Raw genomic sequence first — 22,834 nt, 5'->3', positions numbered from 1 at the left:
ATGGCGATTAACTCACCGATCGATATTAGAGATATTAGCAACTGTATATTACTTGGCAAGCTAGCAGATCCCTATGATGCGCGAATACCAGGCTTAGGACAAACGAGAGAGGCCATTACAGAAAATAATATTCCAGGCTTAATAAACATTTACATACAAGCTATTTCTGCCGAACCGAAGTTATTGACCAACGTTATTCATAAGGATCCAAAAGATATCTATATTACCTTTGACAATCGAAATCAGGCCTTCTTACGGTCAATAAAATATTATGAAACAGAGAATAAAATACAGCACTTGTATGAACATCTTGAAAATAAATTGATTCTGTTCAAACCAAAGATCAAAGAGCGAAATAACAGTTCGGATCTGTATCATTATAACTTCGACTTCGTTTGGGTTGGAGACACACTTGAATCGGATCACTATGTTCCGGTACCACGGGTTGATAGAGACTTATCTTCCATTCGATTTGAATCGCATTTAGCAGACCTGAAACCTTTCCGATTATTGGATTACCCAAATTTAATGGAAACTCCTGAGTTTCTAGTGTGTGATCGATACCTTTACCATATCCCTCACAGTGATATGCTCACTTCTGCAAACATACGTACAACATATTACTGTAAAATGCCAGATGAAGTGAAAAAGATACAACTTCCAGAGGATTGGAATCAACGTACGAAAGGTATATATCGTGACCTAGCATTCATCCCGGACGTTTATGCAGCTGAATTGCGTGATTTATTTGATAGTAATGGAGTCAGCATTAATAGACCAGTAGTTATCGAGACATCAGCGTCATCTCAAGTTTCCGCTCAACCTGTCATCGAAGAGGTAATAAACCAAGAAGTAGCGGAAGTGATCCAGCGCGCATCTGAATCCGGTACAAACATGAATGAGTACGAATTCTTAAACCAGCTTCGCTATCTAGCAGATAAAGGGGATTTGGCTTATGTTGAGGCTGACCTCTACAATTTCCATATTGCACTTAAGACAGGCTTTTTAACGATTCTTGGTGGGATGTCTGGAACAGGAAAGACACGTCTTGCAACCTTATATGCCAATGCCTTAGGGTTAAAGTCAAACGATGATATATTGATTGTTCCAGTTAGCCCTGCCTATACTGAACCGGCAGATATACTTGGGTATCTTAATCAACAACTTGGAATATATACTGAATCAGAAACCGGCCTAGTTTCTTTTTTAAATAAAGCAGCTCAAAACGAAGACCGTATGTTTATGGTAATCTTCGATGAAATGAATCTGGGCCAAGTAGAACACTACTTCAGCCCATTTATTTCCTTACTCGAAATGGGCGAGGAAGACCGATACCTTACTTTGTTTAGTGAGAACTCGATTTGCCGCGATCGCTCGCTGCCTAATCGTATCAAGGTTGGAAAAAATGTGTTGTTTGTCGGGACGGCTAATTTTGACGAAACAACAAAGGATTTTAGTAAACGGCTACTCGACCGTGCGAATGTGATTCACCTTCAGAAGAAAGAGTTTCGCGAAGTGAAAGAGACAACTTATATTGGAGAAGCGCCGAAATGGACGAAAGACTTCAAAATTAAAAGTGATGTTTATCGGAATCAGTGGACGAGGTCATCAAATGGGATTAGAAGCCTATTAGCTGAAGAATTAGACTTATTTGATAAATTGAACGAGAGTATCAGTAATATTGATGCCCAAACAGGAGTATCTTTCCGAATTGTGATGGGAATCAGCGAATATCTGGACAATATCCCTACCGATGACAAAGGGGCGCCATTGCTAAGCCGTACAAGAGCTCTAGATTACCAGGTGAAGCAGCGGATCTTAACAAAGATACGTGGTCATCGTGAACAGATTGAATCGCTTATAGGTACGTATGATTTCCACAAAGGCACATATCAAGAAGGGGATCTAGTGTCAATGTTCCGTGATGAAGAGTGGGATTTCGAGTTCTCCAGTAAGTATCTTACACAAAAAGCAAAAGAGTTGACGCGTAATGGCTACGTATTATAGGGACACCTTACCGTTTCGCGTTGATTTAGTGTTTGGTTCGGATTATCGGGATCGGCGTGAGTTGCGTACATTTTGGGACCACGAAACGGAAGTGGATCGCAATGCGCTGCCAGAGGTACGTGAGATGGTGCCGATTGGCTTTGACTACTATTTAATTAATGAGATTAATCAATTGGAAGCTACCGTTCAGATCGAAACTACTCGTTTTAACGAGGACGGCGATCAGCAACCAATCATATTTTTAGCTTCACCGCCTGGCCAAGTTAAAGTCATTTTTTCACGAGAATCATCTCAAACATCAGACTCCACAGAATATCCTTGGAGGATGGGATATTACACCATTAAAGTAACAGTGGACGGTAGAACGTATTTTTCGGGCATTCAATGTCTGCCAAATAACCTTACACTCGGACAAGTTACACGGATACATCAGCTATTGGAAAATGAAGTTTCAGGCATCTGTAGTGAGCTCGTAATGAGTCAGCGGACCTTCTCTGAGGATCATTTGGATACTTCACCTTCAAAATGGTATCACGACTATGCACGCTGGCTACAAACGAATAAACAGTCCATTATGGCGTGCATTGAGTACATCAGGAAATATTGGTATAAAGAGATAAGAACAGTGCACGTTGTGTCATCGCGGCTTGGTATTCAGGATTCAAAAGCAGAACGATGGAACAACGCCACGGGGGCTAAACTAAATCAGGGAACGAACCCACAATTATATTATCTTAACCGGCGTAAGCAATTGCATTCGGACAATCCTCAGAACCAATGGATGAAGTCGGTTATTCAGCATTGGAAGAACGACTTGTTGGTTATCTTGATTCAAATTCGTGAAGACATGGAGAGCACTGAAAAGGAAATCCAGAATCATAAGGCAAGAATGAATGCATCGATAAGGAAGCTTGATGAAATCAAACAACTTCGTGATGTCCCGGAGGGTTTTAAAAAAGGAGAAAGCAGTTTATTCCATACTTCCCGGGTTCAGATTGAGAAATTACAGAAGTGGCTAGGGTCATTGAAAAAATGGGATCACGAGATAAAGGGGATAGCTGGTTCCTTTGGATTTCTGCTCAGCTCCAACTCTTTTAACAAAGTTCGAACGACAGAGAATAAACCAATTCTTAAGAATCGTTACTATCACCTTCTGGATGAACTATATAGCATAGGGCAGCAGATTAAGAAGCAAGAAGGCGATGCGAGGCAGTATAAAGCCATACCATGGCCGACCTGGCGTATTTATGAATATTATTCCTTGCTGCAAGTAATGAAATCACTTAAAGAAATTGGATTTAGACCTCGTGTAGGTTTCCCGGACCATATTTCGAGCTTTTTAAACCAAGGTATTCCAGAGGGATCTCGCTTTATATTGGAAAATGAAGTGGGGGAACTGCATGTTCATTATGGCAAGCTGCTGCCTTATTCACCTGATGACACTGTAGATAGTGATGGGTTCTATTCCATGAGTGAGCATCGGTGGCCAGACATCCGGATTGATTATCATCATAAAACATCAGACGGAAGCGAATACAGTAAAAACAGTATCGTCTTCGACGCAAAACTTTCTAGTTTCCGGTACTTGTTCCGACCTGGTATTCCTATTAAACCCTTTACACAGCTAAACTCTTATTTATCCATTCAGCACACAAGCAGCAGAAAAACAGTCGTTGACAGGGTTTGCTGTCTTTTTGCCGGATTTGGGGGTAACGAGACTAAAATCAATAAGCACTCACTTACCTACATCAGATTGTGTCCTGATGAGAATGAACATTTTATAGGTCTTGCTGAATTGCAAGAGTTTTTGCTTGATTGGCTTACAAATGATTGTGAGCTTTCGTTATAATTTTAGCTGAGCCGTAAGTAATGGGGGACAAAGTGTTTCCCATTTAAAATTAGGCAAAACTTCATAAAACGATTTCACAGTGAGAAACTACTTATAATGCTCGGCTTAAATTAGATATATGACCTTATTCGTGATAAACCAACCATGTTTATTGGTTACTCGGTTCTTCAAGTATGCAGTCCCGTAAGGATCATAATCGATTTCTTCTCGAGAATAAGGATGATGGACTAGTAACGGTTAAGCATAGAATTGTTGCATGCCGAGGCCTATCGGGAATGGGATAAAGTTCTTGTCATTTATGACATCAAGTTCTTGAGAACAGAAAATTTTGTTGGATATCTTGGCAAAGCTCGAATTCTATTAAATTACGCATAACTCAAGTAAGACAAAATCATTAATAGGACGTAAAAGTGGGAATCTCTAATAAGTCATGTAAGAGGACCATGTCGCAGCATGGTCCTCTTGTTAATTCGCTTGATTTAGATAGCCATTCCTTCGGGCTTGAGTAATGATTTTCATCAGGGTCTGTAAATCCTCGCTAGCGATATACCGGTCGCCATCGTGCTTCACCTGATTGCGAAGATGCTCTATCTCTTTCTGTTGATTTGCAATCGTTTGCTCAAGTTCTTTAATATAAGTAAAGACTTTAGTAAGTGGCTTGTTGTCACCTTCAGTATTGGTATCACAGTGCAGGTATGCGGCTACTGGTTTAGTTCTACGTCTTCCTTTCGTGTCACCTATTAGCGTCACGAGCGTTTCAGCATGCTGTGTTCTTAAGAAACTATTCCATCGAAATCCGCAAGCAGCCTTAGTCCGGCCAAGTAACTCTGCTGCCTCTTCAAAGGCCTTAAGCTGCGTGCTTCTATTTCTAAGATATCTAAAAACTATCTCTGTTAATTGTTTATCATCCTCAGTAGACCAAATGTTTTTGCGTTTCATTATACACCTCCATCTTTAGGAACCAGTTTTGACCACTTACCCTATACTTATTCAGCCCAACCGCATGAGAATCGACATTAAAATTGGGCCCAAACTACGCTGCCGTTGATATGGTGAATCACCGGAGTTAGTGATCATGAACGTCCGGATTTGCATGACTATACACGTCATGAGATAGAAGGGCGAATACTCGGTTATCCACCAGAATCCTCGTCACATCAATAATATATTGACTATAGAAAAATCATCGCCAAGGTCGTTGTTCTCGAGTATGGGATAAAGTTCTTGTCATTTATAACATCAAGTTCTATGAGCTGTTGAACCAGTACAGGAGCATGTGTGAAGTGTTCAGTAAAAATAAAGTTGTAGACTTGCCGTAGGCATTAAGCTAACGGGCCGTTTAGCGCTATACTACTTAGTATTAAAGGCAAAATATATAAATTATCGGGATAAAACAAATTTGTTTTTCACATCTGCGATATGGGGGGCAACAAATGTATCTAAATAGGGATGCCGCGAAAGATTTCCTTGATTTCACAAATACTGCTATGCAATCGGGGTGGCTATCTAATTGGGAGTACTTAGAGAGGTTGGTTGAACTTAAAAATATGATTCATCCTCTCAGTACATTGCACGCAGAGCTTTTTCAAATGGTTAGAGGGTATAAGCTGATCTGTAACTTGTTTGATAATGATGAAGGTGAAGAACTTAAAGAATTACTAGAGCAAATGAAGAAACGCGACTTTCCTTCAGAGGAAAAAAGAGAGAAAATAACTAATCAAAATACTAATCAGGATAGCAACGATTGTGTTAGTGATAGAACTCTTCCCACACCTGGAGGGGAAAATAGAGATGAAGACAAGCTTGATTTTATAACGGATGCCCCAAGTAAGGTAATCAAGTCTAAGTGGGTATTTCATCAGGCTGATAGAGACTACTTCCCATCAATTCCTCATGGTCACAGTGACAAAGATAACAGAATCAAGCTCGATCCTTATTTAAGAGATATCATTGATACCGGTAATAACAACACCTACTTAAAAAAAGAAGACAAAAACTATATTATTGGTCTATGGAACGACGAATCTTTCCGCGACTTTGCTCGTATAGCAATACAATTTTACAAAAAAGAATATCCTGATTATAAGTGGAGAGTGGATGAAAAACGTATACTTATACTCCCCAAAAAAAGAAAGATACGTAAAGTTAAAAAAATTTACAAGTATTGAATATTCGCAAACGTCAAAAGCCTACAAATGATGGTGCCGCAATTTGGTGTGCCTTTTATTGAACTAACGGGACACGATAGTTCAATTACACAGCCTGCAGTCGCTAATTCATAAGCAAGCGGGGAACACTGAAAATGACCAAAAAGCAAACGATAGAAGACATGCACAAGTTAGCTGGAGTACGAGGCGGTCGCTGCCTGTCGGATAAATATATCAACAGCAAAACTAAACTCACATGGGAATGTTCTAATCGTCATACATGGGACGCTGTACCCGCCAAAGTCAAGTTTAGCTCCTGGTGTAGAATCTGCGCCGGTGGTCAAAAATCAACCATTGATCAAATGAGGGAGCTAGCACAAGCCAAGGGCGGGAAGTGCCTATCCGAGCATTATTTAAACACCGGCACTAAGCTGAAATGGCTGTGCAGTGAGAGTCATGTTTTTGAACGGGCTCCAGTGGCTATCAAAAGTGGAAAATGGTGCTCAAAGTGTTCCATTCTACAGAGAGCAATAGGTGCTCGAGCAGGTATAGAAGAGATGCAGCAACTGGCTGAAGCAAGGAAAGGCAGATGCCTTTCTACTGATTATACGAATGCCCATACAGAGCTGGAATGGGAATGCCATAATGGTCACCGGTGGTTTACCAAGCCGAATTCTATAAAAAACGGCTCTTGGTGCACAAACTGCCGACTTACGACAGAGGATAAATGCCGGATCATCATTCAAGAATTAACCGGACAAGCTTTCATTAAAAATAAGAAAATCATAAAGCCATATGAATTGGATGGGTATAATGAGAATTTGAAGCTAGCCTTCGAGTACCACGGAATTCAGCATTATCAGTTTCTAGAACACTTTCATAAATTCTATGGTCAATTTCTTGAGCGGCAAGAAGTTGACCGCAAGAAGGAAGCAATGTGTGTTGCGATCGGTATTCGATTGATTGCGATCCCCTATACTGCCTCTCACTCTGACGATGAACTCATCCAATTTACTAGGGAGCATCTAAAACTACTAGATGTTCCTTTAGTCACCAATAAGGTAAATCTTAGTTCGTTTTATGAAGGGTTAGAACCTTTGAATAAGCTAAGGGACTTGGCAAAGAAACACGGTGGTAAGTGTCTCGCGACTTCGTATATAAATAACAAGACCCCAGTTCCGTGGCGCTGCAAATTTGGTCATGAGTGGGAAGCTAAACCAAATGATATTACTAGTGGTCAGTGGTGCGGGAAGTGTGCTGGCAATCAGCCACTAACAATGGCTGACATTCATGAAACTGCTCGGCAGCGGAATGGTATGTGTCTATCTAAAGAGTATATCAACAGTCAAATGCATCTTCTTTGGCAATGCGAAAAGGGTCATACATGGAAAGCTACAGCTTCTGATGTAAGGAGTGGGAGATGGTGTAAGATATGTTCGACCAAAAAACGTGCTGAAGGCCGAAAGGATACTATAGAGGAAATGCATGAACTGGCCCATCAACGTGGAGGGGAGTGTTTGTCAGAAATTTATATTAATAGTCAGACACATTTGATTTGGAGATGCGGCCGAGGTCACGAATGGCCGGCAAAACCAAATAATATCAAGAATGGAACTTGGTGTCCAAGGTGCAAGAACCGAAGAAAGTAACCTATACAGCAGCTAAACAGCACCTATACGGCCCTAATATCACGGCAAACTTGATTATCAGAACTTTATTAAACTAACGGGACACTGATAGCTCAATAAAGAAAACTAACGAGGCTGCCCCGAATTTGTATGGCAGCCTCGTTAGGCTAACGGTTAGCATAATCGCATCACCTTATTTTGGAAACCTTTTTTCATATTCGAACGTCGATAAATGATAAAAAGGGGGGATTATTATGAAGAAAATGATGATTACACTAATAGCCATCTGCTTCATTCTAACTGGATGTTTTTCTTATCAAACGGGAAATGAGCAAGTGAATGTAAAAGATAAAGAGAAACTCGTGACGGATAACGAAAACAATCTTACTTTGAGTAAAGTGACAGACGCTTTAAAAACTGAGGGAATTGAAATGCAGAAAGAGGAACTGAAAAATGATTGGGTATTGAATAACGTTAATGCAAACAGGTTTTTTGTGTTCCGACCAAATGTAAAAGAAGTTAATAAAGAGTACATTTCATTATACATTTTCAATTCAGAAACAGATCGACAAGAAGGTCTAAATGATTTCAATCATCAAAAAGCAAAGTATGATATGCAAATACCAAGGATTTATGAATACAAAAATGTTCTTATTCTGTATTGGCATCAAGGAACCGTAGACAATTCGAAGAATGCGCAATTTAATAAACAAATTGAAATGGCAATTCAAAAGATGTAAGTTTATTAGCCTACATTAAGCTATCGGGACACGATAGTTTAATCACAACCTTAACGCGAGGTGGTTTTCTTTTGCTCGAAAATCAACATTCAACGATAACAGAGCCATCATTTTAAAACCTAGAACGGACTTGCATTAGATTCTAATCCAAATTTTACAACTCCGTTAAAGCGGAGGCTATTCGTGCGATTGGGGCCAGAAATGAAAAAGCGCTGAAATTTTTTAACAGCAGACATTATAAATTCAGCTTGTGCATATATTAGAGCGTACGACAAAAAAGCATAGGGATGCGATGCCCCTTGGCTAACAGGGACATCGTAATCCGACCTGTGATGCTGAGAGGTTTTTTGCGCTTCCCAGCAAAACAGGAGGAAATGCTCTATGAGAACGAGCGAGGAAGAATTTAAAGAAAACTGTGATAAGTCAAACAGGGCGCACGAAGTCGCAAAGCGAGAGATATACCCGGTGCTCTTCAATTCCATCAACTCTAAATTGGTGACGATTGAGTGTACAACAAACACCGGGGATATTTCGAGCCTCACGGAAGCAAGGAAAATCAGGAGAAAAGTGCTGGATTGCGAGTTGGGTGTAGACTGTATTGTTACAGCACTCGAGTTCTTTCCTGACTTGGATGTGCAAGAGATGAAGTACATTGTATCGGAGCGGTTCCTCATGTATTATTGGAGAAACATCCCGATTCGTGAAACTGAGTTTTGTAAGCTTCATTCCATGCCATATATGCTGGTTGGCTGGTTTGACAAGGAGAAGAATCGGTTCAAGAAATGGATTTGGATTCCTAAGCCTGGAAGAGTTGCAACTGCCATCAAGAACAAGAGCATCGGATACGTTAAGAAAGAGGGCAAAAATTTCCGCACCGTCGATATCGAAGATGTGAAGGCTGTCTGTCCCGATTATGTTGAAGGACCGATTGTGGCGGCTGTCGTTGGAGCATCATAAATGAATCGTGATAAATAAAGAGCCGGTGCAAATGCCGTCTCTTTATTTATTTGTTTTTCAGTTCGAGATGAGGGTTGTGTTGGAAAGGAATATGAGTTATGGCGTGAAAGACGGCCTCAATTATATCGAATTATGGTTTGCGGTACGAAAAGTGTAGTCAATTAAAGCCTTCCCAGCATCCCAGTAAGGATGGCTTTAAAACTTGTCGTTACAGATGCCTGGAGAACCATATCATAGGTTTATAACCCTGATATTCCGCTAACGGGACACGATAGTTAAATAAAGGAAATAATCGAGGCTGCCACGAATTTGTATGGCAGCCTCGTTACGCTAAAGGGTAGGGTAACGAATTATATATATAGCTAGTTCATATGACGAAGCGATTGGATAGGATAAGAAGATGAGGAAAGTAGAGATTCTTTCTTATGACCCTCTTTGGGGTTTTAAAATTTGAGGAAGAGGCAGAAAACCTTCGGTTAATTATTGGTTCGGAGATTATTGAAATACATCATATAGGGAGTACATCTGTCCCAGGGTTGAGTGCTAAGCCAATAATTGACTTGATGCCTGTTGTCAAAGATATCTGTATAGTAGACGAATATAATGAGAAACTGCTCAACCGAGGTTATGAGCCAAAAGGTGAAAACGGAATAGATGGAAGACGTTATTTTACTAAAGGCGGCATTAATCGGACTCATCACATACACATTTACGCCATTGGAAATCCACAAATTCAGCGGCACCTTGCTTTTCGAGATTATTTAAGAACACATTCGAAAGTAGCCAAAAGTTATGGAGACCTCAAAGTTGAACTGGCAGCTAAATTCCCTAATGATATTTCGTCATATATTAAGGGAAAGGATAAGTTGGGACTTGAAATTGACAGGCAAGCAACTGAATGGGCTAAGGTAGCTAGTAGCGCTGCGCTAACGGGACACGATTGCTCAACACATACCTGCGACGAAAATAGGGGGATTAAATTCAATGGAGGAAAAGTTTTATCGCCACATAGGGGTTTACGGAATATGTATGGTTAACGAGAAAATTCTAGTTATTCGAAAAAGTTTAGGCCCTTATGTCGGACAATTTGACTTGCCTGGGGGGCGACTAGAAGTATCGGAGTCCTTAGAGGAAGGCTTAAAAAGGGAGTTTAACGAAGAAACAGGATTCAAAGTCGAAGAACTCAACAATATTGGTGTTTGTGATTTTTCTGTGTTATGGACGTTACAGGATAACTCTACTGAGTATGTGCATCATATTGCGATTTTATATGAAGTTATTATTGTCTCTGGAAAAATAGGGGGTTCCGTGGTTCAGTTCGAAGGACAAGACTCTAATGGTTATGACTGGATTTCGATCAATGATGTTACACCGAGAAATTCATCACCGTTGGTGCAGCAAGCGGCCGATTGGTTTCGTACGAAGACGTTCCCAGTTAGTAGAAGTTCATATGACTACAGATCTTTAAGCTAACAGGACACAAAAGTTATATAAAGGAAACTTATGAGGCTGTTACTGGAGTATCATACACAAACTAATTTACATCATCATACTAAACACTCAAAAAAACCTCAGATATAATAGATGGATCTAAGAAGGGGGTTAAGATGATATTAAAAAAAATTTGCCGTGTAATTACGATATATCTTATTACTCTTCTTATTATATTCCTTTTAAACTATGTTTTCGGTCGTTATATTTTTATAGGATTGATTACAGAAGATGTCTTAGTTAAAACTATTTCAATATTCGTATTAGGTATTATTGTTCTAATTATAATAAATATTAGACCACCCATCAGTATATTTATATATGGAGCTTATACACTTTTTTGTATATTTATAATGTTACCCATCATCTGGGTTTTTTCAAATTCTATTATGTATGATTTTCATGAATCGGATTTACATATGATTGCTTTTGTTACAGTTGAAAAACAAGAAATGGTTACATTTTTTATTCAAGAATCTCGCTTTTTATATCGACGTACAAATGATAAGTTAAGATTATCCCAAAACAACACATTTAGACGTAGAAGTCTACATCACAGTAATTACAATCTAACCGTTAAAAATCACGATACCTTGATAATACAATTTAATAATGGTGAAGAGTATCAAGTTTCTTTAAGATAAGGGCTATGCAAAATCTAAATGTTATTTACAATTAAAAATCAGTCACCAAAGTAATGATGGTAACGATTTTTAAAACGGAACGGCAAATAAAATGGAAGTGGAACAAAGATATTCCGTGTCAAAGAGCGAAATGACATTCTGATAGCTTTAAACAGAAAAAGGTGGTATTAGATTTTATCAATTAGTTGAAGGATATCAATAGATTAAACTCCCTCGGTACAATGTAGTATTCTAACGAATGCTCGCTTATTCGCAGGATCTCACCAATGGATTATTCATTCTTTGGACAGAAAAGGCTTGGTACAGTCGGATTCGGCAACCGAAAGCCATGCGGGAACAGAAGGGGGGAGGTTTCGCTCCTTTTTTGTTGTTCTGCTGCACGCTTCACCACATACCTCCGGAAGCTTTCACTCGAAGTGTTCGGCATTGAAGGCGTATTCCGAGTCGACGGGGGTGGGGAGTACCGCAGACACCTGCGAAGCTGTGGGAGCAGAGCATTGAGAACGGCGACGTGAAGCGGCTTGAAGCGTGTGCAGGCGATTTGCATTCCGTGCATGCGGTATGCAGTTACCGGAAGACAGGACCGGATACATTCCCGTACATGCTGTTTGCCTTCAAAGACGAAGTCAGCAATACGGACGGGTACACAGTGACTATTCCCGCGCATACGTGGGCAATCTTCCCATGGGAGCCGCATCAGTGGATCAGTTCGGAGAGACGATCGAAACGCTGTAAAAACGTTTTTACACCGAATGGCTCCCGACAGCTGGCTATGAGCAGGTGGATGGTATAGAGTTCGAAATGTATGGCGCCAAAGACGGCCTAAACTATATCCAACTCTGGTTCGCGGTTCGTAAAGTATAACTGGGTGAATAGATGAGAGACGACGGCTCAATTGAAAAAAATACAAGGCTGCCGCGATAGCCTAAAGATTGTAGTGGGAGAGAAGTTGAATGTACGAAAGAATTATAGGTAATTTTTTATTTAAAGGGAACTCTGGCGGAAAAAAAGACCGTGCGAGGATAAGTGAAATTTATTCTGTAATAATGTCTTATGAGCACAAAGAATTTAAAAAGATTGCAATTGCAAATGGGATTAAGACAGAAATTAAAAACGGTAGGGAGTTATTTATAATACCTAGTCATTACCAGTCAAGTTACTTCAAATCACCTATGCCTAGTCAAATGAAGTATAAAACTGATCAGTCTTTATTAAATACAACATATACTTCCTCGTATTTAACGTTTACAGATGTTACTTTTGTTAAAAATTTTATTGGTGAAGTAACTCTCTCTTCACAAGATCAACAAAGGATAGATTCCATATTAAATAAATTAAAACCATACTCATTTTCGGTACTAGAGAAGTACTTTAAGAAAAATACAGATTTTTTAACTGTAAGACAAAATAAACTAATAATACCTAAAAACATTCAAGCCAGCTTTTTTGATGACATAAATGATGGGATTGTTCCCAAAAAGGAAGAATATGTTAATAAATTAATAACTATTGTGCATCCAAGCATAAATGATTCAATAGAACTTCCAAGTAATAGTGCACTCATAATAGAAAGCGAAAACATAGTTGATTATAATAGTTCAAAAATAAAACCCGAGTCGGTTTATTCCGATTCAAAAAAAATTATAAATAAAACACTTGATGATATAAAAAATATTGGAGTTGAGAACCCTAAACGACTTACTTTAATAACAAATAAAGTAAATAGAATTACCCCGATTGTGAATCATTTAAAGCAATTGTACGAAGATACTTGCCAGGTTTGTGGGGAACGATTGGAATTAGGTAATAATCAGTTCATGTCTGAGGTTCATCATATAAGGCCACTTGGAGGCTTGCATCAGGGAGCAGATGTGGTTGAAAATATGATTGTCCTCTGCCCCAACCATCACGCTATGTTTGATCGTGGCTCAATAACTATACTCATTAATGAAAAGCGAATCATCCACAAAAATTCTAATCATCCAATTAATGAAAAAAAACTAATAATTAAGCATTCTATTGCTCAAAAATATATTGATTATCACAATAAACATATTTTCGGTAATGATAATTTGAGTAAATCGAAAAAAATTTACAAAGAAGAAGCTATATCTCAACAGGAGTTGAATTATGGAAAGTTGATAAGGATTCAAGATATTCACACTAGTGAGACATTTGATGTGCAGCTAGAGGTTTTTCATCTAAGAGAATTTATGAATAATTTTCAATTAGCTCTTGTGAATGTTGTAGAAGGGGATACAATTTATATTAATAGTCATACTTATACTGTAACAAAGATTAATAATTAAAGGTCAATTTCATCTAGAGTGTGAGTTGTAAGTTTAAATGTCGCTAGTTGGAATATAAAATGTCATTGAGTTGGAACATAAATGTCATTAGCCCGTGCATTGTTAGCACGGGCTTCTCGAAGGAAATGATTGCTTCAGGTGAAATGGAGATACGAAGGGCGAGGGTTGCTGTACCGGAAACCTTTATATATGAGCCGCCAGGTGACATTCATACCCTTATAACAGAAAATGAAGAGGTTATAACTTTATATATATTGGGTGGCTCAATGCAATATTTTGATGAGAACAATCAAATTATGGGACAAGATGACGTTTATACCGTCCTAAATAAGTATAGAGTTTATTGTGAAGTACAAGTCATTGAAACTAGGGATGACCTGATTTATTAGAGATCATTATAAATGATCTATTAAACTATCGGGACACGTGAGCTTAATAAAGGAAACTAACGAGACTGCCAATGGCAACCTTATTAAGCTAAAGGGTAGAATAATTAAAAATTAAAGAGAGGTGGCCGATGGAATCGGTTGCTGAGCCTAAGCGTAAGAGGAGAAAAAGAAGGAAAGGTGACTTGTTCATTGAGATTGTAGGTTCGTTTTCAGCAGCTGTATTCTTCCTAACGTATGCTGGAACGAATTCTTTCCCGATTGGATTTACTGCTATGGGCACCGCATTCGGTATTGCTCTCTCAATTAAATTGGCAGTCCAAATGCTAAGAATGAGCGCCTACGGAGATCCGGGATCGCTGATGTCGACAAGATGGATGGGCGGCAGTTCGAACAATATCTGGGGCAGCTCTTTAAAGCCCAGGGGTACCGGACAGAGGTGACTAAGACAGCCGGTGATTTTGGTGCCGATATCAAAGGATGGTAAAAAGATCGTCGTCCAGGCTAAGCGATACTCAAATTATGTCGGTCTGAAGGCTGTCCAGGAAGCTCATACAGCAATCATGCACTATGGGGCATCTGAGGCATGGGTCGTCTCAAATAGTGACTACACGCAGCAGGCGTATAAATTAGCCAAGTCGACCAAGGTAAGACTCGTTAAACGTGATGAGCTTATTGAAATGATGCTCAAAATAAATACAAAAACCGCTCAGCCTAAAACGGAAGCGGCTTCAAAACCTGTACTATAAGTACAGGTTCTTTGTTTTCCTAAATAAAAAAAGCCCAGGGGCGCGTCCCCATGGACTTCTCATTTACCGGTGCTTCCGGATTTGTTCTAATCTTATCATGTATAATGCTAATTGCAAATAACTAAATGGAAAAAATTTTTGCGGGTGTTAAATAGTACTTCAGCCGCTGCTGTACCTCCGCCCCTAGATAGCCCCACATAAACCCGATATGCCCCTGGTAGCCTCCATTAATCTTATACATATGCCGGATCTCCAAGTGGTCCCTAGTCGTCAGGTAGACCTTTATGCCTTCCTCGCGCATTTCTTTCTTACAGCAGCCAAATCAATGGTGATCTTCTGTCACGTTTCCGCATCCTTGCACCTCATGACAGGAGCATTTGTTCCTGTTATGATAACTCGACAATGCAACTTTTATCAACAAATATTTATTTGTTGCGGTAGTTTCGTTTGTAGACTGCAGGGAAAACGTCCACCGTAACGGATACGAGGCCGCCCGAAGCTGCAGTTACCGAGCTAGTCCAGGAGACGCCGCAATTGAACTAACTGGGAACTTTAGTTGCTTTTGGACACTGATCTTTTCCGTCCAATCCTCTGTATTTACTCTGTTCGAAGCACGAGTTTAATTGCTCCAGGAATTAGCAGGGGGGAGGAGAGCTGGAATGGCTGTGAAGCACTGTGGCTTTAGGTAAGAGAGGTTTTAAGAAGGTGAGAGGCGTAACACGACTTTTTAATGAGATGACAATAGTTTTAAATTAATAATGCCAAAGACCACCCTTTCGGGTGGTCTTTATCCTAAAGTTGTGCCATTTTTTCCTCTAGCACATCACGGTCCCAAAGCACAATTTTATTTGCCACAGCTAATTCTCGAGCTGATTGAGTGAAATAGCTATTAGTGATAACCCAGCCACTAGTCAATCCGTAATATGCCAAACCTCCCACAACTTCTTGTACAGCTTTATTAGAAACATTGTTAGAATAACACTTAGCCTGTATCCCATACTTAACATTCGATTTGGTAGCGATAAGATCGACACCTTGATCTCCTGAGGCTTTCGTTATAGAAACGGAAAAACCCATTTGTCGCAACAATCTCGCGATAAACTCCTCAAATTGGCTTCCTGACATCAGATCAGTATCTTCAATTTTTAAAGTTTCACGATTTTCACCTTGTTGCATAAACAGTTCCTTTTCAAGCAATATTGCATCCTTATGTTGGCGATAAACAGAGTACTCTCGTTCCAATAATTTATAACAGTTTAAGACATTGTACTCCATATATGAAGGCACCCTGTTCGTGCTCATAAAGTAATATGACATAAGCATTAATATTTGATCTTGAGTGAAGGAAGGCACCTTTTCCTGAATGGTTTCGTAACAGACAGCGAAAAACGGCTGGTCCGAGTACATACCATCTAAAGTTAATGGCAATAACTTCGCGCACATACTGGAAAAGTACGGAATTGCAGATTCCCATAATACCTGCCATATTGCATGTAAGTTTGCATAATTGTGAATTGCATCTTCAGCCCCAAAGGGATTAATGCTTTTTATTGGGGTCTTAGATTCTATCAGCTTTACAAAGGGAAGGAACTTTTCAGTATATATAAGGGCAGAATGAGACCAAGCAATTTGAACATCTGTCATTCCGCGAGAAAGCATTCCGTAGCTTGGAATCGTCTCAGTTTGCAGCGTTTCTTCAAAACTTGTAATAGCCAGGGTATTCATAAAAACTGGAGCGAAAACTCTGGCTACCATTGGTTCCACAAATGCCATTACAGTTTCCATTGACTTAAGTTTGCTTGCCATGTTTGCCACTTCAATATGAAATCGCGCCTCTTCATTTTTCCGTTTGTTATAGAGATAATTATCATAAAAGTCCATAAAGGACTCTCCATCACGAGCATACATAACCAGTTTATGAAATTCTTTGCCGTCGCTGAAGGTAATCTCAGTGAAGCTCTTATCGGTTTTCCCGTCGATACGAAAGGCCTTTTGTTGCAACGTTGTAATCATTAACTGAAAGGAGGTTTCAATTTTCTTTAATAATTCTCCGTTATTTAATATAGATATCGTGAAATCCCGTACAATGATGCTAGACCTCAAATACTCTCTGAGCCCGCTTCTTAGCTCAATTAAATGTCCCTTTACCATCGCTTGTTCCCGCATAAGGTATTCTTGATACTTAGCATCCATCTTTTTCGCTACCAGTGACCGTACATTATAAACATAAGGAACAATTTCCGCGTATTGCTGAAATGAGCAATCAATACTAAAGCCACCAATGGAGACCTTACAAGAATATTTAAGTTCGTATTGGCATATGCGTTGCCATCTGTTCTCTTCCACAAATAATACCCTGCATCGTATATTATCCCATGCCTTCTGCTGTATAAAGGTTGTCATGGATTTGCTTAATACCTTGGGGAGTTGAATAACTAGCGAATTATTTGTACTGGCGACTACAATAGAATTTCTTAGCTTCCTCCAAGAAACGAAATGCGACCATTTGATCTCCCCCAAAAAGTTCGACCATTTTGATTTACTAACTTCTATATTTTCAGAGGTAGATTCAAAAGCGGTTGTTAGCAGTTCATTGGTTTCGGGAATCTTGTAACTAATGTGAACATCTGTAGATCTGTAAATATCAAGCAAGGGTATTGTCGTATTTCTGGTAGAGTTATATGTTAGTAGGACATCCATATCCTGCAATTCCATATAGGCCTTTTCATTCTGGTATAAAACCTCACCGACTACTAATGAACTTCTGTACATGTTATACGCCTCTTTATCGTATAGTAACTGCATAAAGATAATATCGAAATCTATGTTTCAAAATGTTAATATTTTTACCTATGTGCCTATCAGATTCCACTTTATATATGAATCTAAAAGCGATTCCGATGTCGAGCAACCTTAAATTTATGGGGACATACGTGGAAAATGTCGTAACCTTATAACACGCCTAGTACACAAGCATGTAGGCGAGCCGATTGAATAGTGACTCCACATATCAGGTTTAGAACCTGATGACATAACTTTCAAAAATCCTATCCTGAACAACAATTGATCTAGGCTTTCAATGAAAAGATGTGGTGGTGCTGCTATTGATTTGTTTGTAGGCAGAAAGACCAGAATTCATAAAGATTTAGATATTGCTGTTTTTTGGGAAGATAGAAATTTGATTGTTGAAATGATGTTAAATTCAGGGTGCGAGTGTTTCCGGCTTGTGGTGGTGGAGTAGTCCAGGAACTTAATAAAAAACAAGATGAGAAGTTTGAAAAAGAGAAATCTATTTTGTTTCGCGGCAAATGAGGAGCGAGTTAATCTTGAAGCGATTGGACAAACCATGTTTTAGTTTAGAGCAGAAGCAATGGCTAAGATGGGCTCTTGAGAGGGGGTATCTTCAAGGTCACGTTTGGTTAGAAAGGTTGAACTAACTGGGAACTATAGCTCAATAACAAAGTGAAGGCTGCTGATCTAATTGATCAGCAGCCTTTATTTAAACCTACTATGAAAGAACGGATTAACTTTCATGGTTCTGTGGTGCGGAACTGGGTGTGCATGAATGGCTAACGGGCAGGATAATTTGAATATATCCCTCCATTCACTTCACTTGAATTCCCTTAAACTGCATAATTAAACTAATACTAATAATTATTTAGACAAGGGGAGGGATTCCATCATGAAATACTATTTATCCTCGTTTAAAATTGGAAATGAAGAAGTAGCATTAAAACGACTGACAGAGAACGGAAATAAAAAGGTTGCTTTTATAAACAATGCGTTGGATTTTGCAACCGATTTGGAAAGAAGAAAGCAAAGTGATGCAATAGACGTTTCCGACCTTGAGCGACTAGGATTTCATATAGAAATATTAGACTTAAGGGAATATTTCTATAAATCTATAGAGTTGGAAAAAAAACTTGAAGGTTATGACGTCATATGGACAAGAGGCGGAAATACATTCGTTTTAGCACAAGCAATGAAACTTAGCGGCTTTGATGAAATTATAAAGCAATATCACAGAATAGGAAAACAGATCGTTTATGGAGGATATAGCGCAGGCATATGTATTCTTGGACCAACATTAAAAGGACTTCAACTCGTAGATGATCCAAAACAGAAACCATATGGCGAACAACACAGCACGATTTGGGACGGGTTAAATATTTTGGATTACTCTATTGCTCCACATTACAGATCCGATCATCCAGAGTCTGAGGATATCGAGAAGGTAGTAGACTACTTAATCGAAAACAAGATCTTATTTAAGACCTTGAAAGATGGAGAGGTAATTGTAATTGAATGAGCAGAGACGTGGGGAGGAAATGCATGAGTTACGCAGTTGAGTTTTTCTTCGATAATGATATCGAACGTTATGTAAAAGATACGTGGACTGAATTAAAGACAAAAAACATTTCCTCATTTATGGCTGATATTGAAGAACTAAGACCACATATTACTATCGCAGTATACAATTCAGAAATCCCAATTGAACAGTTTATAACTCAATTTGAAATCGCAACCAATGAAATGCAGCCAATAGATGTGAAATTTGATGCCATCTCTATATTCCCTACATCGGGGACACTTTTTCTTTCACCTACAATGAGCTCCCAGCTTTTGAATAGTCACGTTCACTACTGTAACGCCCTCAGACAATATAATAATTTCGATAACTACAATGGATATAATAATCAAGACAATTGGACTCCACATTGTACTTTAGCTACAAGATTAAACAAAGAAAATTTAATATTTGCTCTTGAGCATTGCCTACACAGATTCCAACCTTTGAGAGGCGAAATAATCGAAATCGGTATAGCTAAATTAGAGTTTAACAATGGAGTCTGTGTCAGCAGCAAAACAATATATTCTAAAGTGTTAAACTAAAGGGAGGGGGCCTCGTTAAGCTAACGGGCAGGATAGTAAAGTAAACGTTATGAACTAACTCTTTACAAGGGAACATATATTCGCTATGCTAAATGTGGGTTTATTTTCCTTTTAAAAGGAGAGGGACATTGAATGGAAACAATGGCAGGAAGCAGGCTTGAAAAACGAGTAGGCTCGATCTTTATCCACGTTTCAGATATGAAGCGGGCAGTTGATTGGTATTGCCGCGTGTTTGATTTACCATACAACGAAGATTACATAGAGGGGCGGCTTTCTACGGTTTATACGCTACATTTCGAAGGAACCGAAATTCTGCTGGATTCCAATAATGGCGCGGCTCCAGCTCCCCAGCCGCTAATGTTTTTTAAGACAGATGATATTCGGCAGACACTCCAGTTTCTAAAGGAATCCGAGATTGTCATTCATAACGAGAAATTAGAAAACAATATTGTTATTTTTGAAGATCCTGACGGCAACAGATTAATGGCAATACAAATGTCCTTGCTGAGCTAACGAGGAATAAATTACTTTAAGCGACTGCTGGATCATAAAGAACATAAAAATGGAGGTTTAATATGAAAAACGTTGTTGGCTACATGGACATTTTGTATCTGCCTGTCTTAGATATTGAGGAAACCATAAAGTGGTATCAAGAGAAACTAGGTTTTCATTGGAATGGTATTTGCTTCGATCTCGGTAAAGGACCTGCGATAATGTTAGTGACAGTTGATAGCGAAGAAGATGTGAAACTTACTTATAAAACAGACCATTGGGAAGGTAAAAACTATGAAATGCATTTGCTGTCATTTAAATCAGATAATATTGAAGAGACATATAAAACGTTAAAAGAACGGGGGGTTTCGGTATCGGAACTTAAAACGTATGATGAAAATCGAAAAAATTTTAGATTCTACGATTTGAATGGTAATCGATTTGACGTTTGGCAACCAATTCCTTGAATAATTGGCTAATTTGATACTACCGAAACGACGATGCACTTGTTTAATGAATAACAAAGCTGAATAGATTCAACTAACTGGGAACGATAGTAAAATAAAGGAAACTGACGAGGCTGCCACGAAATTGTATGGCAGCCTCGTTACGCTAAAGGGCAGTTTAACGTGGAACGTTATGGAATGAGAACATCTAAAAAGGGTTCACATCATCTATTGAATACATAATGAGTTTCGTTGGCTGGAAAAAGGAATTGAGGGACAGTGGTTGTTAAAACATTTGAGGTGGGAATTAATTGCTTAGAAATCAAGTTGTTTATTGGATAGGTGGCTCATCATGTGCAGGTAAAAGTACAATAGCAAGGATGTATGCAGAAGAGCATGGAGTTAAACTTTATTCTTGTGATGAACATTTTGATAGACATTTAAAAAATGTTTCATCTACTGAGTATCCAGCAATGCATAAAGTTTCTACGATGAGCCATAATGAAGCTTTCTATGCAAGGGAGGTCCAAGAACAGCTAAGTTTATATATACAATCTTTTGTTGAGGACTTTTCGTTTGTCATAAATGACCTTGCAAAGAGAACAGATAAGCCTTGTGTTGTTGAAGGCAATCAACTATTACCTTCTCTTGTATCAGCTCATTTAGGCGAACATCATAAGGCTGTCTGGATTATTCCAACTGAGAGATTCCAAAGAGAACAATATGCCAAAAGGGTTTGGATACATGATATATTACGAAACACTGAAAATCCCAAAATGGCTTTTAACAATTGGATGTCACGGGATGCACTCTTTTCTGTATTTGTGCAGAATACAGCATCTAAGTTACAGTTAAATGTATTACAAGTAGATGGCAGTAAAACATTAAAGGAAAACTTTGAATATATTGAAAATCTCTTCGGTGCTTAGAAAATCGTACATGATTTGAGCTAACGGGAAACGATAGTTAAATATGTACCTATTCGCTGAAATCAACCAACCAAAAGGAGTAAAAATTTGAGATGTTTAAATCAGTCATACGAAAAACAGTTTTAGTATATACAGTTTTTGGTTTGATTGTCGGTATCTGTTTGCTGATAACCTCTTTCTTTACGAATAAAGTAGTTATTCAAAGCGGCGAAAAAGTAATTGTAAGTGGCGTTAAAGCGGGTATGATAAGCGTTCCAGCTTCCGTATTGATTGCATCGTTTATCGGACTCACGCACGCCATATTTTTGTGGTTTCCAATAGTCTTTGTTTATAAGAGATTATCCAGTAAAAAAGGTTAATTCTCTTTAAGACAAAGCCAAAAGGTGGAATAACCAGGTTCTCCTCCCGGCAACTGCTCCCTGGTTTGCATTGAGGTAACGGGCAGATTACATTCCAAAGTCGATGCAAGGTAGGATGTTGAACCCAAATTAAGCAGTTGGAGGTAAAAAGATGAATTCTGAGCTGGAAGCACTCAATTCCTTAATTATGACAGAGGCAGATGGGCTCCTATACGAAAAAGGTTTAATTCGAAAATTGGAAAAGTACGGGGATGTATTTATAAGCGGCAGCTACTTCCTGCAGTTAATGACATGGAGAGATTTAGATATTTATTTAGCAAGCGATAAAATGAATGAAGAAACATTTTTTGAATTAGGTAAGGAAGTTTCATTATGTATTAAACCTGCTAAGATGAATTATCGTAATGAGTTTATCGGGCATACAGAACACTTACCGAAGGGGTACTATTGGGGCTGTTATGCAGATTTTAATACAAACGCTTGGAAAGTAGATGTCTGGGCGATTTCTTCCAAGGAATTCGAACAAAAGCAACAAGAGATCGAGAAATTGAAATTCCAGATAAATGTGGTACAACGAATGGCTATTTTGAAGTTAAAGAATAGTGTATACAATCATCCCTTATACCGCAAAAAATTCTTTAGTGTAGACATTTATAATGCAGTTATAGAAGATAACGTAAATTCCGAAGAGAAATTCAAGTATTGGTTACAAATTAAAAGAGGTTTGTCGCTGAACTAACGGGACACTTTAGCTGAATTTAAGGAGAATTAAATAATGAATGATGAGACCCTAGTTAAATGCCTTTAC

General features: G+C 38.7%; 22 protein-coding genes and 1 pseudogene. 21 read left to right on the top strand and 2 right to left on the bottom strand.

Annotation, left to right across the window (positions count from 1 at the left end; all coding sequences use genetic code 11):
• Complete coding sequence (locus ACFSUF_RS12180; RefSeq protein WP_377603187.1) at positions 1 to 2,007, top strand: McrB family protein; 2,007 nt, start codon at positions 1 to 3, stop codon at positions 2,005 to 2,007.
• Positions 1,991 to 3,856 (top strand): hypothetical protein, encoded by a 1,866-nt coding sequence (locus tag ACFSUF_RS12175; RefSeq protein WP_377603186.1) that lies wholly within the window; start codon positions 1,991 to 1,993, stop codon positions 3,854 to 3,856. The genes ACFSUF_RS12180 and ACFSUF_RS12175 overlap by 17 nt, the downstream gene beginning before the upstream one ends.
• Before the next feature lie 465 nt (positions 3,857 to 4,321).
• Here the strand turns inward: ACFSUF_RS12175 and ACFSUF_RS12170 are convergent, their stop codons facing one another.
• Positions 4,322 to 4,795 (bottom strand): hypothetical protein, encoded by a 474-nt coding sequence (locus ACFSUF_RS12170; protein WP_377603185.1) that lies wholly within the window; start codon positions 4,793 to 4,795, stop codon positions 4,322 to 4,324.
• A gap of 494 nt (positions 4,796 to 5,289) precedes the next feature.
• Here ACFSUF_RS12170 and ACFSUF_RS12165 point away from each other — a divergent pair, with 494 nt between their 5' ends.
• The 11 genes and pseudogenes from ACFSUF_RS12165 (at position 5,290) to ACFSUF_RS12115 (ending at position 14,907) form a co-directional block, all read left to right on the top strand.
• Positions 5,290 to 6,024, top strand: coding sequence for a hypothetical protein (locus ACFSUF_RS12165; RefSeq protein ID WP_377603184.1), 735 nt, complete (start codon positions 5,290 to 5,292; stop codon positions 6,022 to 6,024).
• Positions 6,025 to 6,158: 134 nt separating this feature from the next.
• Entirely contained in the window at positions 6,159 to 7,652 is a 1,494-nt protein-coding gene (locus ACFSUF_RS12160; RefSeq protein WP_377603183.1) for a zinc-ribbon domain-containing protein, read from the top strand.
• A 233-nt stretch (positions 7,653 to 7,885) separates the two neighbouring features.
• Entirely contained in the window at positions 7,886 to 8,371 is a 486-nt protein-coding gene (locus ACFSUF_RS12155; protein WP_377603182.1) for a hypothetical protein, read from the top strand.
• Positions 8,372 to 8,752: 381 nt separating this feature from the next.
• Entirely contained in the window at positions 8,753 to 9,328 is a 576-nt protein-coding gene (locus ACFSUF_RS12150; RefSeq protein WP_377603181.1) for a hypothetical protein, read from the top strand.
• A 425-nt stretch (positions 9,329 to 9,753) separates the two neighbouring features.
• Entirely contained in the window at positions 9,754 to 10,365 is a 612-nt protein-coding gene (locus ACFSUF_RS12145) for a GrpB family protein (protein ID WP_377603180.1), read from the top strand.
• Positions 10,313 to 10,801, top strand: a complete 489-nt coding sequence (locus tag ACFSUF_RS12140) for an NUDIX hydrolase (RefSeq protein WP_377603179.1) — start codon at positions 10,313 to 10,315, stop codon at positions 10,799 to 10,801. Before ACFSUF_RS12145 ends, ACFSUF_RS12140 begins: the two co-directional genes overlap by 53 nt.
• A gap of 134 nt (positions 10,802 to 10,935) precedes the next feature.
• The gene (locus tag ACFSUF_RS12135) at positions 10,936 to 11,463 is read left to right on the top strand and encodes a hypothetical protein (RefSeq protein WP_377603178.1); all 528 of its coding nucleotides are present in this window, start codon (positions 10,936 to 10,938) and stop codon (positions 11,461 to 11,463) included.
• A 511-nt stretch (positions 11,464 to 11,974) separates the two neighbouring features.
• Positions 11,975 to 12,256 carry a hypothetical protein gene (locus ACFSUF_RS12130; RefSeq protein ID WP_377603177.1) on the top strand — a complete coding sequence of 94 codons (282 nt, stop codon included), beginning with the start codon at positions 11,975 to 11,977 and terminating at the stop codon, positions 12,254 to 12,256.
• 160 nt (positions 12,257 to 12,416) lie between these two features.
• Positions 12,417 to 13,772: an HNH endonuclease gene (locus ACFSUF_RS12125; protein ID WP_377603176.1), complete on the top strand. Its 1,356-nt coding sequence runs from the start codon at positions 12,417 to 12,419 to the stop codon at positions 13,770 to 13,772.
• 517 nt (positions 13,773 to 14,289) lie between these two features.
• Positions 14,290 to 14,601 carry a hypothetical protein gene (locus ACFSUF_RS12120; RefSeq protein ID WP_377603907.1) on the top strand — a complete coding sequence of 104 codons (312 nt, stop codon included), beginning with the start codon at positions 14,290 to 14,292 and terminating at the stop codon, positions 14,599 to 14,601.
• Positions 14,532 to 14,907, top strand: a pseudogene (locus tag ACFSUF_RS12115) (restriction endonuclease). The gene ACFSUF_RS12120 and the pseudogene ACFSUF_RS12115 overlap by 70 nt, the downstream one beginning before the upstream one ends.
• Before the next feature lie 792 nt (positions 14,908 to 15,699).
• Here ACFSUF_RS12115 and ACFSUF_RS12110 read toward each other — a convergent pair.
• Positions 15,700 to 17,679, bottom strand: coding sequence for a restriction endonuclease (locus ACFSUF_RS12110; protein ID WP_377603175.1), 1,980 nt, complete (start codon positions 17,677 to 17,679; stop codon positions 15,700 to 15,702).
• 307 nt (positions 17,680 to 17,986) lie between these two features.
• Here ACFSUF_RS12110 and ACFSUF_RS12105 point away from each other — a divergent pair, with 307 nt between their 5' ends.
• The 8 genes from ACFSUF_RS12105 (at position 17,987) to ACFSUF_RS12070 (ending at position 22,765) form a co-directional block, all read left to right on the top strand.
• Positions 17,987 to 18,148: a nucleotidyltransferase domain-containing protein gene (locus tag ACFSUF_RS12105; protein WP_377603174.1), complete on the top strand. Its 162-nt coding sequence runs from the start codon at positions 17,987 to 17,989 to the stop codon at positions 18,146 to 18,148.
• Between the two features lie 441 nt (positions 18,149 to 18,589).
• Positions 18,590 to 19,216: a Type 1 glutamine amidotransferase-like domain-containing protein gene (locus ACFSUF_RS12100; protein WP_377603173.1), complete on the top strand. Its 627-nt coding sequence runs from the start codon at positions 18,590 to 18,592 to the stop codon at positions 19,214 to 19,216.
• A gap of 23 nt (positions 19,217 to 19,239) precedes the next feature.
• Complete coding sequence (locus ACFSUF_RS12095) at positions 19,240 to 19,800, top strand: 2'-5' RNA ligase family protein (protein ID WP_377603172.1); 561 nt, start codon at positions 19,240 to 19,242, stop codon at positions 19,798 to 19,800.
• Between the two features lie 132 nt (positions 19,801 to 19,932).
• Positions 19,933 to 20,313, top strand: coding sequence for a VOC family protein (locus ACFSUF_RS12090; protein WP_377603171.1), 381 nt, complete (start codon positions 19,933 to 19,935; stop codon positions 20,311 to 20,313).
• Between the two features lie 62 nt (positions 20,314 to 20,375).
• A complete protein-coding gene (locus tag ACFSUF_RS12085) occupies positions 20,376 to 20,759 on the top strand; it encodes a VOC family protein (protein WP_377603170.1) in 384 nt (127 codons plus the stop codon).
• A gap of 290 nt (positions 20,760 to 21,049) precedes the next feature.
• Positions 21,050 to 21,667, top strand: coding sequence for a hypothetical protein (locus tag ACFSUF_RS12080; RefSeq protein WP_377603169.1), 618 nt, complete (start codon positions 21,050 to 21,052; stop codon positions 21,665 to 21,667).
• Positions 21,668 to 21,759: 92 nt separating this feature from the next.
• Positions 21,760 to 22,026: a hypothetical protein gene (locus ACFSUF_RS12075; protein ID WP_377603168.1), complete on the top strand. Its 267-nt coding sequence runs from the start codon at positions 21,760 to 21,762 to the stop codon at positions 22,024 to 22,026.
• Between the two features lie 151 nt (positions 22,027 to 22,177).
• The gene (locus ACFSUF_RS12070; RefSeq protein ID WP_377603167.1) at positions 22,178 to 22,765 is read left to right on the top strand and encodes a hypothetical protein; all 588 of its coding nucleotides are present in this window, start codon (positions 22,178 to 22,180) and stop codon (positions 22,763 to 22,765) included.
• The last annotated feature ends 69 nt before the right edge of the window (positions 22,766 to 22,834 follow it).

The organism is Paenibacillus gansuensis, assembly GCF_042684925.1.
Classification (GTDB): Bacteria; Bacillota; Bacilli; order Paenibacillales; family DY6; genus Paenibacillus_N; species Paenibacillus_N gansuensis.
This window is presented reverse-complemented; position numbering and strand designations above follow the sequence as displayed.

Coding starts and splice junctions, on each gene's coding strand:
- ACFSUF_RS12180 (WP_377603187.1), top strand. CDS start 1: ATGGCGATTAACTCACCGATCGATATTAGAGATATTAGCAACTGTATA.
- ACFSUF_RS12175 (WP_377603186.1), top strand. CDS start 1,991: ATGGCTACGTATTATAGGGACACCTTACCGTTTCGCGTTGATTTAGTG.
- ACFSUF_RS12170 (WP_377603185.1), bottom strand. CDS start 4,795: ATGAAACGCAAAAACATTTGGTCTACTGAGGATGATAAACAATTAACA.
- ACFSUF_RS12165 (WP_377603184.1), top strand. CDS start 5,290: ATGTATCTAAATAGGGATGCCGCGAAAGATTTCCTTGATTTCACAAAT.
- ACFSUF_RS12160 (WP_377603183.1), top strand. CDS start 6,159: ATGACCAAAAAGCAAACGATAGAAGACATGCACAAGTTAGCTGGAGTA.
- ACFSUF_RS12155 (WP_377603182.1), top strand. CDS start 7,886: ATGAAGAAAATGATGATTACACTAATAGCCATCTGCTTCATTCTAACT.
- ACFSUF_RS12150 (WP_377603181.1), top strand. CDS start 8,753: ATGAGAACGAGCGAGGAAGAATTTAAAGAAAACTGTGATAAGTCAAAC.
- ACFSUF_RS12145 (WP_377603180.1), top strand. CDS start 9,754: ATGACCCTCTTTGGGGTTTTAAAATTTGAGGAAGAGGCAGAAAACCTT.
- ACFSUF_RS12140 (WP_377603179.1), top strand. CDS start 10,313: ATGGAGGAAAAGTTTTATCGCCACATAGGGGTTTACGGAATATGTATG.
- ACFSUF_RS12135 (WP_377603178.1), top strand. CDS start 10,936: ATGATATTAAAAAAAATTTGCCGTGTAATTACGATATATCTTATTACT.
- ACFSUF_RS12125 (WP_377603176.1), top strand. CDS start 12,417: ATGTACGAAAGAATTATAGGTAATTTTTTATTTAAAGGGAACTCTGGC.
- ACFSUF_RS12120 (WP_377603907.1), top strand. CDS start 14,290: ATGGAATCGGTTGCTGAGCCTAAGCGTAAGAGGAGAAAAAGAAGGAAA.
- ACFSUF_RS12110 (WP_377603175.1), bottom strand. CDS start 17,679: ATGTACAGAAGTTCATTAGTAGTCGGTGAGGTTTTATACCAGAATGAA.
- ACFSUF_RS12105 (WP_377603174.1), top strand. CDS start 17,987: ATGAAAAGATGTGGTGGTGCTGCTATTGATTTGTTTGTAGGCAGAAAG.
- ACFSUF_RS12100 (WP_377603173.1), top strand. CDS start 18,590: ATGAAATACTATTTATCCTCGTTTAAAATTGGAAATGAAGAAGTAGCA.
- ACFSUF_RS12095 (WP_377603172.1), top strand. CDS start 19,240: ATGAGTTACGCAGTTGAGTTTTTCTTCGATAATGATATCGAACGTTAT.
- ACFSUF_RS12090 (WP_377603171.1), top strand. CDS start 19,933: ATGGAAACAATGGCAGGAAGCAGGCTTGAAAAACGAGTAGGCTCGATC.
- ACFSUF_RS12085 (WP_377603170.1), top strand. CDS start 20,376: ATGAAAAACGTTGTTGGCTACATGGACATTTTGTATCTGCCTGTCTTA.
- ACFSUF_RS12075 (WP_377603168.1), top strand. CDS start 21,760: ATGTTTAAATCAGTCATACGAAAAACAGTTTTAGTATATACAGTTTTT.
- ACFSUF_RS12070 (WP_377603167.1), top strand. CDS start 22,178: ATGAATTCTGAGCTGGAAGCACTCAATTCCTTAATTATGACAGAGGCA.